Source organism: Streptomyces sp. NPDC006326 (genome assembly GCF_040612915.1).
Classification (GTDB): domain Bacteria; phylum Actinomycetota; class Actinomycetes; order Streptomycetales; family Streptomycetaceae; genus Streptomyces.
On sequence record NZ_JBEXRC010000005.1, the window covers coordinates 62,924 to 76,208 of the forward strand.

Consider the following 13,285-nt stretch of genomic DNA (forward strand, 5'->3'; position numbering starts at 1 on the left):
TGGCTCAGCCGTCGAGCGTGGCCATGGCGCCGGCGGGGTAGCGGTCTCCCACCGTGCTGCCGTGGGGGGCGATCCGGTCGAGCGCCGCGAGGTCCTCGGCGCTGAGCGTGACGGCGGAGGCCGCCGTGTTCTCTTCGAGGTACTTGACCCGCTTGGTGCCGGGGATGGCGACCACGTCCTCGCCCTGGGCGAGGACCCAGGCCAGGGCGAGCTGACCGGTGGTGATGCCCTTGGCCGCGGCCAGGGCCTCCAGCTGCTCGACGACGTGCAGGTTGGCGTCGAGGTTTTCCTTCTGGAAGCGGGGGGCGATGCGGCGGAAGTCGTGTTCGGCCAGGTTGTCGACGCCGCGGATGGCGCCGGTCAGCAGGCCGCGGCCGAGCGGGCTGTAGCCGACGAAGCCGATGCCGAGTTCGCGGACCGTCTCCAGGACGCCGTTGACTTCGACGTCGCGGGTGGACAGGGAGTACTCGGTCTGCACGGCGGTCAGCGGGTGGACGGCGTGGGCGCGGCGGATGGTGGGGGCGGCCGCCTCGGAGATGCCGAGGTAGCGGACCTTGCCCGCGGCCACCAGTTCGGCGAGGGCGCCGAAGGACTCCTCCACGGGGACCTGGGGGTCGACGCGGTGGAGGTAGTACAGGTCGAGCCGGTCGGTGCCCAGGCGCCGCAGGGTGCCCTCGACGGAGGCCCGGATGTACTCCGGGCGGCCGTTGAGCCTGCCGGTGATGGTGCCGTCCTCGGTGACCTCGTTGCCGACCTTGGAGGAGACGATGACCTCGTCCCGGCGGCCCGCGATGACCCGGGCGACGAACTCCTCGTTGCTGTGCGGGCCGTAGAAGTCCGCGGTGTCGAGCAGGTTCACGCCGAGTTCGAGGGCGCGGTGGGCCGTGCGCAGGGCCTCCTGGTCGTCGGCCGGCCCGTAGGCGAAGGTCATGCCCATGCAGCCGAGCCCCTGCTCGGAGACCGCAAGACCCTGGCTGCCGAGCTTTCGTTGCCGCATCATCGTGCGCCTTCCGGTGGGTTGTCGTCGCTTGAGATTCTATCGTTGCTAGACTAGAGAAGTGGCCGAGCTCCCCTTGAGGCCGGGTGCAAGCACCCGGCCTCAAGGGGTCGTTGACGGCCGGTCAGTCCTTGGCGGCCAGTTCGGCGGTGACGGAGGACCAGCTGTGGCCCTGTTCGGCGGCGCCGCCCTGCGCCAGCCGGGCCCACGGGTCGGTGCCGAACACCTCGCCCGCCTCCTGCCGCAGCCACACGTCGAAGGGGTCCTCGGAGTCCCGCAGCCGCTTCGCGGCGCCCGCCGGGTCACGGGCCTCCAGCTGGAGGACCACCACGTCCTGCCCGCCGAGCTCCTGCACCGCGAAGGACTCCTGGAGGATCCCGGCCCGCCGCCTGGAGGCCTCGTACGCGCGCAGGCGGGCACCGGCGAGCTCCTCCTGGACCTGCGCCCAGCGCCCGGCCCGCCCCTCGGGCAGCGGCAGCAGCACCGTGGCCGGCTTGACCGTGCGGCGCGCGGCGGCGCGCGCCGCGCCGCGCGAGGCGGGGGCGAGGCGGCGCATGCCGAGCACGGAGAGCATGTTGGACTCGACGCCGATGCCCCACCGCTCGGCGATCAGGCCGTTGTCCAGCAGCCGCCACACCACGACGCCCTGGAACTCGATGAACCTGCCCGTCGGCTCCATGCCGAGGAACTCGCCGAGGTGGGTGCCCCGCCAGGTGTTGTGGATGACCACGTGGTCGCCGTGGGCGCTCATGTCCTCGATGGTCACGTGCAGGTCCGGGAAGCCCTCCCGCAGGCCCGCGATGGTGTACTTGACGCCCTCCAGGCCCTCCGGCGCGCCCGGCAGCGGCTGGTGGTCGACCATGTCGGGGCTGTAGATCTCGTCGACGATCGAGAAGTCGCCCTTGTTGACGAAGGTGTCGAAGACCGATCGGATGGTCTTCTTGTTGCGCTCCTCGACACTCACGCCGGTGCGCTCGGTCTCTTGTATCGACACGTTCCATCCATCCTTACGTGGTCACTTGGCGGGGTGGGCGTCAGCGGGCGGGAGTGGGGGCGTCCCAGGTCAGGGTGAGGCCCGCGTACAGGTAGCGGCTGGCCTCGATGGCGAGCAGCAGCACGGTGTCGCCGGGCTTGATGCGGCCGTCGGTCCAGCCGGCGTCGAGGGCGAGCGGCACCGCGGCGGAGCCGGTCGCGCCGACGTCGGTGAGGTTCTCGACGATGATCTTGCTCAGGGTGGCCTGGTCGGCGGCCGACAGCCCGGCCGTGCCGTACTCGCTGGCGAAGTACTCGGCGTTGCCCTCGGGCAGCACGCACGCGTCGATGTCGTCGAGGGCGAGCCCCGAGCGCCGCAGCATGTCGTGGATGCCCTCCACGAAGACCCGCGGGCCGAACTGCGCGGTGCCGGGGATGTCGAGCCTGATGTCCATCAGGCGCTTGCGCTGCTGCTGCTCGGCCAGCGGGACGTCGGTGCCGCCGCCGACGATGAGCATGCCGGGCTTGCGGGCGCCGCCCATGGAGCGGGTGGCGAACACCTGTCGGCTGCCCTCGTGGGCCGAGCCCTCCTCGCCGGCGCGCAGCACCATGGCCCCGGCCCCGTCGCCGAAGGTGTAGACGGTCAGGCGGTCGCGCATGCGCACGCTGTACGGGTCGCGGCCGAGGAAGACCGGGGCCAGCAGCGGGGAGACCGACTCCGAGCCGATGACGAGCGCCGTGCGGTAGGTGCCGTCGGCCAGCTGGCGGCGCGCGATGTCGAGCGCCTGGACGGCGCCGACGCATCCGGCGCGGACCTCGATGACCGCGCAGCCCTCCAGGCCGAGCTGCTCCTGCACATAGGTGGCGGCGACCGGCAGCAGGTAGTCGGGGCTGGCCGTGGACAGCACGATCAGGTCGACCTCGGCCGCCTCCACGCCCGCCCGCTCCAGTGCCTGGCGGGCGGCGGCGGTGGCCATGGCGGAGGTGCTCGTACGGTGTTCACCCGTGGCCGGGTCCACCATCCAGTGCCGTCGCTGGACCTGGATGCCCTCCAGGACGTCGTCGGGCAGCGGCCCGCAGATCCGGGCCAGGTCGTCGTTGTCGAGCGGGTCGCCGGGCAGGTGGGCGCCGGTCGCGAGGATCGATACGTGCCGGTCGGCGGTAGTGGACATGGTCAGTTCTCCGTAGCGGGACGCAGGACGAGGCTGATGTGGGTGCCCCCGAGCGAGGAGCTGTTGATGAGCACCGGGCCGCTGTCCCGCCCGCTGTCCCAGCTCGTGAGCGCGAGCAGGGCCGCCAGCTGGGCGCCCGCGCCGACCGGTTCGCCGAGCGTCCGCTTGGGCGTGTGCACGGGGCAGTCCGCCTGCGCGGACAGCCGGCCGGTGGCCAGGGCCTCCGGGCCGTCGGCCCGCCCCAGCCCGGCCGCGTTGGCCCAGATCCCGGTCAGCTCGGCCGGTTCCACCCCGGCGTGGGCCAGGGCCTGGCGCATCGCGCGCTCCACGCCCTCGCCCCGGTCGTCCCAGCGGCCGATGCCCTGGGCGTCGGAGGCGGTGCCGTGCCCGGCGAACTCGGCCAGGATGCGCGCCCCGCGGGCCCGGGCCGTCGACTCGCGCTCCAGCACCAGGGCGATGCCGCCCTCCGCCAGGGTGTAGCCGGCGTCCTCGAAGAGGGGCAGCCCGCGGTAGGCCTCCAGCACGCCCGGCGAGAGGTCCTCGACCGCCGGGCACAGGACGGCGTCCGCGCGGTGCTGCACCAGCAGGTCGTGGGCGACGGTCAGGGCGGAGGCCCCGGCCGCGTGGCCCGTGGTCACCGTGGAGGTGGGGCCCTTGGCGCCGACGTTCATGGCGACCTGGCCGGCCGCCGCGTTGAAGACGGTGTTGGGGAAGACGGCCGGGCTGCCGTGGTCGGGGCAGCCCCCGAGGACCGGCAGCAGGAACTGCTCGATGGAGCGCATCGGGCCGAGGCCGGTGCCCAGGACCACGCCGACCCGCTCGTCGGCGGTGAGGCCGGCGTGCTCCAGGGCGATGCGGGAGGAGGCGATGGCCAGCTGGCTGAGCCGGTCGATCCGGCGCCGCTCGGCGGGCTTGGTGTACGCCGCCGGGTCGAAGTCGGCGCGCGCGACGCGCAGTCCGTCCTCCTCGGTGCCCAGCGGGCGGCCCTCCTGCCAGGCCTGCCACAACGCCTCGGCCCCCTCGCCGGCCGAGGTGATCGCGGCGAAGCCGGTGATCACGATCTTCTCCGCCGCCGGCTCGGGCGCCGGGGTGAAGCGGCGTCCGGCCGGTCTGCCGAAGGCCACGCACGCGTTGGCCCCGGCGAAGGCGAAGTTGTTCGACAGCGCCGCGTCCATCGCCATCGCGCGGTCCGCGTCCGGCACCGCATCCAGGCCGCACTTGGGGTCCACGCCGGTGAAGTTGGCGGTCGGCGGGGCGATCTGCTCCACCAGCGCCTGCACGGTGACGATGGCCTCTACGGCGCCGGCCGCGCCCAGCAGGTGGCCGATCATCGACTTGGAGCTGCTGAGCGCCGCGTCCTCGGCGGCCTCGCCGAGCGCGGCGCGCACCGCGTTGGACTCGGCGGAGTCGTTCTTCGCGGTGCCGGTGCCGTGGCCGTTGATGTAGTCGACGTCCTCGGGCCCGAGTCCGGCCGCCTGGAGGGCACCGCGGATCGCCCGGGCCGCGCCCTCCCCCTTCGGGTGCGGCGCGGTGGCGTGGTAGCCGTCGGCGGAGAGCCCGTAGCCGAGGACCTCGGCCAGGATCGGGGCGCCCGCGGCGCGCGCCACGGACTCCTCGGCGAGGACCAGCATGCCCGCGCCCTCGCCGAGCGAGAGCCCGTCGCGGTCCTTGGAGTACGGGGCCGCCGGCTTGGTGGACAGCGACTGGAGGCTGGTGAAGCCTGCCCAGGCCGTCTCGGTGAAGGCGTCGCTGCCGCCGACGAGCATGGCGTCGGCGCGCCCGGCCCGGATCGACTCGGTGGCGTGGGCGATGGCGTGGGCGCCGGAGGCGCAGGCGGTGTTCACCGACAGCGAGGGGCCCTTGAGGCCGAAGGCGCCGCTCAGCGCCTCGGCTATGGCCTGCGGCGGGACCAGCAGGTAGTGCCGGCCGTCGTCCTCGCCGCCGCTGCCCTCCTGGGTGCGGCGCGCCAGCTTCTCCGCGCTGCGCAGGCCGCCGTTGCAGGAGCCGAAGGAGACGCCCCAGCGCTCGGCGGGCAGGCCGGTGATCCCGGCCTGCGCGAGTGCCTCCTCGGCCGCGAGCAGGGCGAAGTCCGCCGCCGGCTCGCGCTCGCTGCCGCCGAAGGAGGCGAGGTAGTCGTAGGCGGGCAGCCGGTCGGTCTCCACCTCGCCGCCGATGTCGGTGCCGTATCCCTCCATCGGCATGCCGCGTACGGGGCCGATGGCCGTGAAACCGGACCGGATGCCCTCCCACAGCGCCTCGGCGGTGTCCCCCTGGGCCGTCACGGCGCCCACGCCGCAGACCACCACGGTCCGCGGCCGGGCGGTGCCCTCGGGCGCGGTGTCGTGCTCGTACACGTCGGTCATGTCCGCACTCCGTCCGGGTGTTTCAGGGTGTTCCGTATGTCCGTCATCAGGCCCGCCCCATGGCGACGGCCACCGCCTGGCCCTCCAGGCCGCGGGCGAGGGCCAGTGCACTGTCGGGCCGGGTTTCGCGCGGTGTGAGCGGGACGTAGTCCAGGTCACACTCCTGGGCGGGGTTGTGGAGGTTCTGCGTGGCGGGGACGACGCCGGAGTCCAGGGTCAGCGCGGCGACGGCTGCGTTGAGCGCGCCGGCGCCGCCGACCAGGTGGCCGGTCTGCGGTTTGACGCTGCTGATCTGCGCCGCCTTGGCGGAGGTGCCGAGGGCGTCGTGCAGGGCGATGGTCTCGCTGGCGTCGCCCTGCACGGTGGCGCAGCCGTGGGCGGCGATGTAGCCGCCGTCGTGGAAGACGCCGCCCGCGTCGGCCAGCGCCCGGGTGATGGCCCGGGACAGGCCGCGGGCGCGGGCCTGCGGGCTGGGCGGCCGTACGCAGTCGTTGCCGGCGCCGAATCCGGTGACCTCGGCGTAGCAGTGCGCGCCGCGGGCCAGGGCGTGTTCGCGCTCCTCCAGGACGAGCAGGGCCGCGCCCTCGCCGAAGACGGAGCCGCTGCGGTCGCGGTCGAAGGGCCGGAACGCCTCCTGCCCGAGCTCGGGGCGGGTGGACAGGACGCCGAGCCCGTCCATCTTGGACATGGCCCACCAGCCGGTCGCGTCGTCGTACCCGCCGGCGACGACGAGGTCGGCCTCGCCGCGGCGTACGGTGCGCATCGCGCGGCCGATCGCCATCGCGCCGGAGTCGGCGGTCCCGGCGAAGTAGGCGTTGGCGCCGCGGATGCCGAACTTCTCGGAGATGTGGAAGCCGGCCGCGGGCTGCAGGCCCTCGACGAAGAACAGCGGGGCGACCACCGAGGAGGCCGTCCGCCCCAGCGTGTGGAGGTCGGGGGTGCCGTCCTCGGCGCGGACGGCCTGCAGCTGGGCGATGAGCTCGTCCATGCGCGGCATTTCCTTGTTGCTGCCGAGGAAGAGGCCGGCGCGCAGGCCGAGGTCCTTCTCCCCGTCCAGCCCGGCGTCGCGCAGGGCCAGCGTGGCGCCGGCCAGGGCCAGCTGGTCCCCGCGGCACAGCATGCGCAGGGTGCGCCGGGTCGCCCACTCGGTCGGGTCGAAGCCGGGGATCTCCGCGCCGATGGGGGTGCGCAGCGGAGCCGGGTCGTAGGCGCGCAAGGGGCCGATGCCGCTGCGGCCTTCGAGGATGCTCTCCCAGGTGGGCGCGGCGCCCTGGCCGATCGCGGTCATCAGACCGATGCCGGTCACCATCACGCGCCGCCTGTCGTCGCTCATGCTGTGCCCTCCCAGGGCTTCTCGGCGCTCACGAGGGCGAGGACGCGAGCGGCGGCAACCACACGGCCCCCGACTCGGGCGGTGGCCCGTACGTCGGTCTTGTCTTGGGTGCGCTGCGTCACCTCGGCGGTGATCTCCACCTGGTCGCCGGGGCCGACGAAGTGCTTGAAGCGCACACCGCCCACGGAGGCCAGCCGCCACGGGGTGTCGGAGCCGGCCGCCGCCTTGGCGAGGGCCGCCATGGTCTCCAGCAGCAGGACTCCGGGCAGGATCGGGTGGCGCGGGAAGTGGTGGTCGAAGACCGGCAGGGTGCTCGGGATGTTGCGGACGGCCACGGCCCGCTCGCCGGGCACGAGTTCCACGAGCCGGTCGAAGCCCTGGAAGACCCCGGGGGCCAGCGAGGTGAGGGTGGCGGCCCCGAGGGTGGCGGCGGCGTCGGCGGCGGTGCTCACGCTTCCTCCCGGGGGGCGCCGATGACGATGCTGGTGTTGCTGCCGCCGAACGCGAAGGCGTTGATGAGGGCGGCGCCCACCGGCATCGGGCGGGCGGTGTGCGGCACGTAGTCGAGGTCGAGCCCGCGGTCGGGCTCGTCGAGGTTGACGGTGGGCGGCACGAGGGAGTGGCGCATGGCGTTGACCGCGGCGAGCACGCCGAGGCCCAGGCTGGCCGAGGTGAGGTGGCCGGCCATGGACTTGGGGGCGCTGACCACGAGCCGCTCGGCGTCGGCGCCGAACACCTTCTTGATGGCGACCGTCTCGGACTGGTCGTTGCCGTGGGTGCTGGTGCCGTGCGCGACCACGTAGTCGACGCCGCCGGTGCCCAGGCCCGATTCGGCGAGGGCCCCCTCCATCGCCTGGATCGCGCCGGAGCCGTCCGGCGGCGAGTCGGTGATCCGCCACGCGTTGAGGGTGGAGCCGTAGCCGAGGACCTCGGCCAGGATCGTCGCGCCGCGCGCGCGGGCCGCGTCCATGTCCTCCAGGACGACGGCGACGGCACCCTCGCCGACGACGAAGCCGGAGCGGTTGGCGTCGAAGGGCCGCGAGGCGTGCTCGGGGTCGTCGTTGTACTGGTCGGTGAGCGCGCCCAGCAGGCTGAAGCCGAGCAGGTCGAGCCAGGTGGTCAGCGAGTCGTAGCCGCCCGCGACCATCACCTTGGCGTCGCCCTCCTGGATGGCGCGGTACGCCTCCCCGATGGCGTGCCCGGATCCCGAGCAGGCGGTGCTGATGCCCATCATCGGGCCGGTGGCGCCGACCATCCGGGCCATGGCGGCCAGCGGCACGTTCTGGTCGTCGGTGAGGGCGACGGCCGGCGGCTGGCAGATGAAGGCGTCGGCCCGGCCGGTGGTGGCCCGCAGGTGGCCGATGTCCAGGAGCGCCTGGAGTTCGGGCCGGCCGACGCTGGCCCCCATGGCGACCCCGCGTTCGTCGCCGGGGTAGACCTCCTCGGAGACCTGGTCGATCCCGGCGTGGCGGACCGCCTCCCAGGCGGCGGCGACCCCGAACTGACCGACCCGGGAGAGGTGTTTGCGGCCGACGTGGGCGGGGATCGACGCGGCCGCGTCGAAGTCCTTGACCTGGGCGGCGATGCGTACCGGGAACCCGGAGGCGTCGAAGGTGGTCAGCTTCCCGACGCCGCTGCGCCCGGTGGACAGGCCCTCCCAGGTGCTGTCCGCGTCGTTGCCGAGCGGGGTGACGGCACCCATGCCCGTGATGGCCACACGCTTGGTCCCGCTCATCCCACCGGCCCTCCGCCCTGCAGCTGCCGCGCCATGCGCGCCGTGTTCGCCGGGTCGTCGAGGCGCTCGGCGTCGATGAGCGCGCACAGGATGCCGCTCGCTTCCAGGACGGTCTCGCCGTCCACGCTGACGGTGCCGTCCAGGATGGCGGCCTCGTCGTTCATCGATTCGATCCGGGCCTCCATGCGCAGCACCTCGCCGGGTGCCACGGCGCGGTGCGCGGTGGCCTCGCCGACCGCGAGCAGCGCCGCGCGCAGCCGGTGGTCGGTGCTGAGCATGATCAGCCAGGTCGCCGACTGGCACAGGGCCTCCAGCGCGAGGCCGAAGGGCAGTGCGGGGCCGGCCGGGGCGGCCTGCCAGTAGTCCTCGTCGACGGTGGTGACCTTGCGCGCGGTGATGTGCTCGCGGGGGGTCCAGGACTCGATCCGGTCGATCAGGTGGAATCGCATCGTCGTCTTCTTCTTCCGTTCTTCCTCTTCTCCGGTCCGCTACGGACGGCCGATGCCGAGCTGGGCGGAGAACCCGCCGTCGACGGTGAGCAGCTCGCCCGTGGTGTAGCCGGAGTCGGGGCCGGCCAGGAAGACGGCGGCGGCGGCCACCTGCTCGACCGTGGCGAACCGGCGCAGCGGGATCTGCCGCTTGATCGACTTGCCGCCGTCCTTCTGCATCACCTCGTCCACCAGTTCGGTCGGGGTGAAGCCGGCGAGGACCGCGTTGACCCGTACGCCGAACCGCGCGAGTTCGATGGCGGCGGAACGGGTGAAGGAGTTCAGGGCCCCCTTGGAGGCGGAGTAGTTGGACTGGCCTATCCAGCCGCGCTCGCCCATGGCGGAGGAGATGTTGACGATGGTGGCGTCACCCGCGGTCATGAACTGGTCCATGACGGCGTGGGTGCAGTGGTAGGCGCCGCCGAAGTTGACCTTCATGACGTTCCACCAGGCATCGGGCGCGGACTGGTAGATGAGCCCGTCGTCGCTGACGCCGGCGTTGTTGACCAGGATGTTCAGGGAGCCCAGCTGACGGGTCGCCTCGGCGACCAGGCGGGCCGCGTCCTCGGGGTCGGCGACGTCGGCGCCGACCGCCACGGCCCGGCCGCCCGCCGCCTCGATCTCCTTGACGACCGCCAGGGCGTCCTCCCGGCGTGAGCGGTAGTTCACTGCGACAGCCGCCCCCTGTTCGGCCAGGGCCAGGGCGATGGCCCGGCCGATGCCGCGCGAGGCACCGGTGACCAGGGCGGAGCGGTCCTTCAGCTTCATCTGTCTTCCCGTTTCTGCTACGAGTGGGCGTCCTGGTCGCTGGTGCCAGGGGGGCGGTCTGCGCGCCCGGCGCCGCCGTCCCGTCCGCCCGGGCCCCGAGGGGGCGGCCGGGCGGATACGGGGGGCGGCGCGGTCACCGGATCCCTCCGGGGCGCGGGCGGGGCGCCGTTGACCCGCCCGCGGCCGCCTCGGGGCGGCCCGGGGACCCCGGGTCAGGAGGTGGCGGCCGCTGCGGCGCGCTCGGTCAGCAGATCGGTGAGGTTCTGCACGGTGAACAGGCCCAGCACGCCCTCGGCCGTCAGCGGCTCGGAGAGCTGGCTGCGGTCGAACTGCGGGAGGACCTTCTCCAGGTGGGTCAGGCCCGTGTCGTTGACGACCTCGTTCTCGTCGCCGAACTCCTCGTCCGGGATGCCGCCCTGGAGCAGGTTGGCGATGTCGGCCACGGTGATCTTCACCTTGGTGGCGCGCTCCAGCCGGAAGAGGATGTCGAGCAGGTCGATCGACTCGGCACCCAGCTGCCCGAGCAGGGTCGCCTCGGGAACGGCCTCGGCCTCGTCGATGCCGAGCGCGTCGGCGATGGCGGCCTGGACCGCCGAGAGGTAGTCGGTCGAAGTGGTGATCAGGGTTTCGGGCACCGTTGGCTGCCTTTCAGATGGGTTGTTCCCTGCGGCGTCTGCCTGGGCGTACGCGCCGCACGGTCGTGGGAGGGGAGCAGGGCGGTCGCAGTCAGGCGGCCGTGGCGACGGGCTGCGGCCGCAGGTCGCGCAGGAGTGCGGCGATGCGCCGTTCGTCGTTGGTGCTGCGGACGGTGGCGTCGGCGACGGTCCGGTTGGCGAATCCGCTGAGGACCCGGCCGGGGCCGACCTCCAGGTAGCCGCCGACCCCGTACGCGGACGCCGCGGTCAGGACGTCGACCCAGCGCACGGGGCCGGCGAGCTGGCGCCGCAGCAGGTCGCGGGCGTGCGCCTCGTCCCGTACCGGGGCGCCGGTCACCGAGCTGATGACGGGCAGGCGGGGCGCGTGGAAGGCGGTGCGCTCCAGCTCGGCCGCGAACTCGTCCTCGATCGCGCTCATCAGCGAGCAGTGGAAGGGGGCGGAGACCTTCAGCGGCACGGCCCGCTCGGCGCCGGCCTCCAGGGCGAGCCGGCCGACCTCCTCGACGGCCGCGCTCTGCCCGGAGATCACCGTCTGGCCGACCTCGTTGTAGTTGGCGACCTCCACCACGCCGAGCGGGGCGGCCGCCGCGCACAGCTCCTCGATCCGCTCGGGGGCCAGGCCCATGAGCGCGGTCATCGCTCCCGAGACGGTCCGGGAGACGCCGGCCATCAGCTCGCCCCGGCGGCGCACCAGACGCAGGGCGTCGCCCGCCTCCAGGACGCCCGCGGCGACGAGGGCCGTGTACTCGCCGAGGCTGTGCCCGGCGACGGCGCCGGGCACGAAGCCTGCCTCCTCGCGCAGGACCTCGTAGATCGCGAGGCTGGTGGCGACGATGGCGGGCTGGGCGATCTCGGTCGGCGCGAGGTCCGCCTCGGGAGAGGTGGTGCACAGGTCGGTCAGCGCGAGCCCGGTGGCCTCCTCGGCCAGCGCCAGGACGCGGCCGACGGTCCGGGGGTGTTCGCGCAGGAGATGCCCGGCCATGCCCGCGCGCTGCGAACCCTGTCCGGGAAACATCGTGAATAGGTTGTCGATCATCCCCGTTCCTACCTCACTCTTTGCGGGTGAAAGGTCGTCGAGTCGTCGGCGAGCAGTTCTCGACTCCGAGAAATCTGGCAGTTCGTTCTGGCGCATTCCTCGAATGCGCCTGGACCCGGCCTTTTCGGCGGCGTTGCGCGCCGACGGACACAAAGGGAAGGAATGCCGGGCCGTTCGCCATCTCGCCACGGCAAGGGCCCCTCGCGCGGGACGGGGCCGTCCATCCCCTCGCAGCCGGCCCCTGCCCGGCCCCGGACCGGCCGGAAGCCGCCAAGCCGAGCGGGACCGTGTGGCGATCTGACGCGATCTAAGGCGATCTGAGGCGATCTGAGGCGATGGTGGGCCGCCGGGACCCTGAAAGGGGCACGCGCAACCCTGAAAGGGGGCAGGGCCGGGGCAACCGGCTCGCGGGTCCCTGACGGGCGGGCCCTGAAACGTGAACCCCCGGCCGCTCCCCCTCCTCGGGGGCTTCCCGGCAGTCTGTTGTCTTTCCGGGGCGGGCCGGGCGGTCAGGGGTGGCCGAAGGCCATCGCGAAGCGACGCGACGAAGGAGCGCCCTTGACGGCCCGGCCCACCCGGAAGGACAGTGGACTGACGGGACGCCCCCGAACCCCCTCCGACCCCGGACGCGGGTGCCTCAGCCCCGCTCCAGCCGCCCCACCCGTCCCTTCTCCCCCGCCGCCCAGCAGCCCCCGTCGCCGGCGCAGTCGACGGTGTCGAACGAGCCCGCCGCCAGGGCGTGCCAGGTACGTCCGCCGTCCGTGGTCACGTCGGTGCCCGTCGGTCCCACCGCCAGGGCCGTCCCCCGGGCGTGCGGAAGCCAGGCCGCGCCCGAGCGGTAGGCGGGCGGCGGCGTCTGCGCCGGCCTCCACGTGCGACCGCCGTCGGCCGACACGGACGCCGCCTTCGGTGAGGTCTCGCCGGTGCGGTAGTCACCGCCGACCGCGAGGCCCGTCGTACGGTCGCGGAAGGCCAGGGCGAAGACGCCCTTGGCCGGGTCGCCCGCCGGGATGCCCGACTCGGCGACTCGCCAGGTGCGGCCGCGATCGGCCGAGTGCAGGACCCGGCCCACCGCGCCTCCGCCCGTGGCCAGCCACACGTCGCGCGAACCGGCGCTGACGAGGCACTGGCCGCTCGCCGCGAAGCCCGCCTCGCCGGGCAGCGCGTCCGGCATCCCCGTACTCGGCAGCACCTCCCAGCTGCGCCCGCCGTCGTCCGTCGAGAGGATGCGGAACTTCCCGTCCACCGGGTCGCTCATCGCGAGCCCGTGCCGGGCGTCGAAGAAGGTCAGGCAGTCGTAGAAGGCCCGCCGATCGGGGTTGCGGAACGTCTCGGTCCATGTCGCGCCGCCGTCCACGGTGCGCCACACCCGTGAGGCCTCGCCCTCACCGATGGACAGGGCCACCGCGCGCCGCGCGTCGAAGGCCTCGATGTCCCGCAGCTCCAGCCCCTCCGCAACCGCCCCGGGCGGGGACACGTCGCGCCAGCTCCGCCCGCCGTCCACGGTGCGCAGCACCGTCCCCTTGGACCCGGCGACCCAGGCCGTGGACCGGCTGACGGCGGCCAGCCCCCGGAACCGGGCGTCCTTCCCGGTCGCCTTCACCCCCCACCCCCACCCGGCACCGACAGCGGCACCGTCACCACCGCCCGCCCCGATGCCGGCCACTTCCCCGCTCGCCCACGCCGGACCGGCCAGCACCCCCACCACCAGAGCAGCCGCGCACATGCCAACTCCCAGAAGTCTCATGGCGCCGGAAGCTAATGC

At 73.7% G+C, this 13,285-nt stretch carries 12 protein-coding genes; all 12 read right to left on the reverse strand.

The window, feature by feature from the left end; genetic code table 11:
• Positions 1-4 precede the first annotated feature (4 nt).
• The 12 genes from ABZ128_RS05825 to ABZ128_RS05880 all read right to left on the reverse strand — a co-directional run bounded on the left by ABZ128_RS05825 (position 5) and on the right by ABZ128_RS05880 (position 13,267).
• Complete coding sequence (locus tag ABZ128_RS05825; RefSeq protein ID WP_356846255.1) at positions 5-997, reverse strand: aldo/keto reductase; 993 nt, start codon at positions 995-997, stop codon at positions 5-7.
• 124 nt (positions 998-1,121) lie between these two features.
• Positions 1,122-1,991, reverse strand: coding sequence for an ester cyclase (locus ABZ128_RS05830; protein WP_356846256.1), 870 nt, complete (start codon positions 1,989-1,991; stop codon positions 1,122-1,124).
• 40 nt (positions 1,992-2,031) lie between these two features.
• On the reverse strand, positions 2,032-3,141 hold the full coding sequence (locus ABZ128_RS05835; RefSeq protein ID WP_356846257.1) for a 3-oxoacyl-[acyl-carrier-protein] synthase III C-terminal domain-containing protein: 1,110 nt from the start codon (positions 3,139-3,141) through the stop codon (positions 2,032-2,034).
• A gap of 2 nt (positions 3,142-3,143) precedes the next feature.
• Positions 3,144-5,504: a beta-ketoacyl-[acyl-carrier-protein] synthase family protein gene (locus ABZ128_RS05840; RefSeq protein WP_356846258.1), complete on the reverse strand. Its 2,361-nt coding sequence runs from the start codon at positions 5,502-5,504 to the stop codon at positions 3,144-3,146.
• Positions 5,505-5,550: 46 nt separating this feature from the next.
• Positions 5,551-6,837: a beta-ketoacyl-[acyl-carrier-protein] synthase family protein gene (locus ABZ128_RS05845; RefSeq protein ID WP_356846259.1), complete on the reverse strand. Its 1,287-nt coding sequence runs from the start codon at positions 6,835-6,837 to the stop codon at positions 5,551-5,553.
• Positions 6,834-7,289, reverse strand: coding sequence for a hydroxymyristoyl-ACP dehydratase (locus tag ABZ128_RS05850; protein WP_356846260.1), 456 nt, complete (start codon positions 7,287-7,289; stop codon positions 6,834-6,836). The genes ABZ128_RS05845 and ABZ128_RS05850 overlap by 4 nt, the downstream gene beginning before the upstream one ends.
• Positions 7,286-8,572, reverse strand: coding sequence for a beta-ketoacyl-[acyl-carrier-protein] synthase family protein (locus tag ABZ128_RS05855; RefSeq protein ID WP_356846261.1), 1,287 nt, complete (start codon positions 8,570-8,572; stop codon positions 7,286-7,288). The genes ABZ128_RS05850 and ABZ128_RS05855 overlap by 4 nt, the downstream gene beginning before the upstream one ends.
• Positions 8,569-9,021 (reverse strand): 3-hydroxylacyl-ACP dehydratase, encoded by a 453-nt coding sequence (locus ABZ128_RS05860; RefSeq protein WP_356846262.1) that lies wholly within the window; start codon positions 9,019-9,021, stop codon positions 8,569-8,571. The genes ABZ128_RS05855 and ABZ128_RS05860 overlap by 4 nt, the downstream gene beginning before the upstream one ends.
• Before the next feature lie 39 nt (positions 9,022-9,060).
• On the reverse strand, positions 9,061-9,828 hold the full coding sequence (locus ABZ128_RS05865) for a 3-oxoacyl-ACP reductase family protein (protein ID WP_356846263.1): 768 nt from the start codon (positions 9,826-9,828) through the stop codon (positions 9,061-9,063).
• Between the two features lie 212 nt (positions 9,829-10,040).
• Positions 10,041-10,463 carry an acyl carrier protein gene (locus ABZ128_RS05870; RefSeq protein WP_356846264.1) on the reverse strand — a complete coding sequence of 141 codons (423 nt, stop codon included), beginning with the start codon at positions 10,461-10,463 and terminating at the stop codon, positions 10,041-10,043.
• 91 nt (positions 10,464-10,554) lie between these two features.
• Entirely contained in the window at positions 10,555-11,520 is a 966-nt protein-coding gene (gene fabD / locus ABZ128_RS05875; RefSeq protein ID WP_356846265.1) for an ACP S-malonyltransferase, read from the reverse strand.
• 637 nt (positions 11,521-12,157) lie between these two features.
• The gene (locus ABZ128_RS05880) at positions 12,158-13,267 is read right to left on the reverse strand and encodes an oxidoreductase (protein ID WP_356846266.1); all 1,110 of its coding nucleotides are present in this window, start codon (positions 13,265-13,267) and stop codon (positions 12,158-12,160) included.
• Positions 13,268-13,285 lie beyond the last annotated feature (18 nt).

What these genes read in the sequence shown, in the direction of transcription:
- ABZ128_RS05825 (WP_356846255.1), bottom strand. Translation starts at nt 997, where the DNA reads ATGCGGCAACGAAAGCTCGGCAGCCAGGGTCTTGCGGTCTCCGAGCAG.
- ABZ128_RS05835 (WP_356846257.1), bottom strand. Translation starts at nt 3,141, where the DNA reads ATGTCCACTACCGCCGACCGGCACGTATCGATCCTCGCGACCGGCGCC.
- ABZ128_RS05840 (WP_356846258.1), bottom strand. Translation starts at nt 5,504, where the DNA reads ATGACCGACGTGTACGAGCACGACACCGCGCCCGAGGGCACCGCCCGG.
- ABZ128_RS05845 (WP_356846259.1), bottom strand. Translation starts at nt 6,837, where the DNA reads ATGAGCGACGACAGGCGGCGCGTGATGGTGACCGGCATCGGTCTGATG.
- ABZ128_RS05855 (WP_356846261.1), bottom strand. Translation starts at nt 8,572, where the DNA reads ATGAGCGGGACCAAGCGTGTGGCCATCACGGGCATGGGTGCCGTCACC.
- ABZ128_RS05860 (WP_356846262.1), bottom strand. Translation starts at nt 9,021, where the DNA reads ATGCGATTCCACCTGATCGACCGGATCGAGTCCTGGACCCCCCGCGAG.
- ABZ128_RS05865 (WP_356846263.1), bottom strand. Translation starts at nt 9,828, where the DNA reads ATGAAGCTGAAGGACCGCTCCGCCCTGGTCACCGGTGCCTCGCGCGGC.
- fabD (WP_356846265.1), bottom strand. Translation starts at nt 11,520, where the DNA reads ATGATCGACAACCTATTCACGATGTTTCCCGGACAGGGTTCGCAGCGC.
- ABZ128_RS05880 (WP_356846266.1), bottom strand. Translation starts at nt 13,267, where the DNA reads ATGAGACTTCTGGGAGTTGGCATGTGCGCGGCTGCTCTGGTGGTGGGG.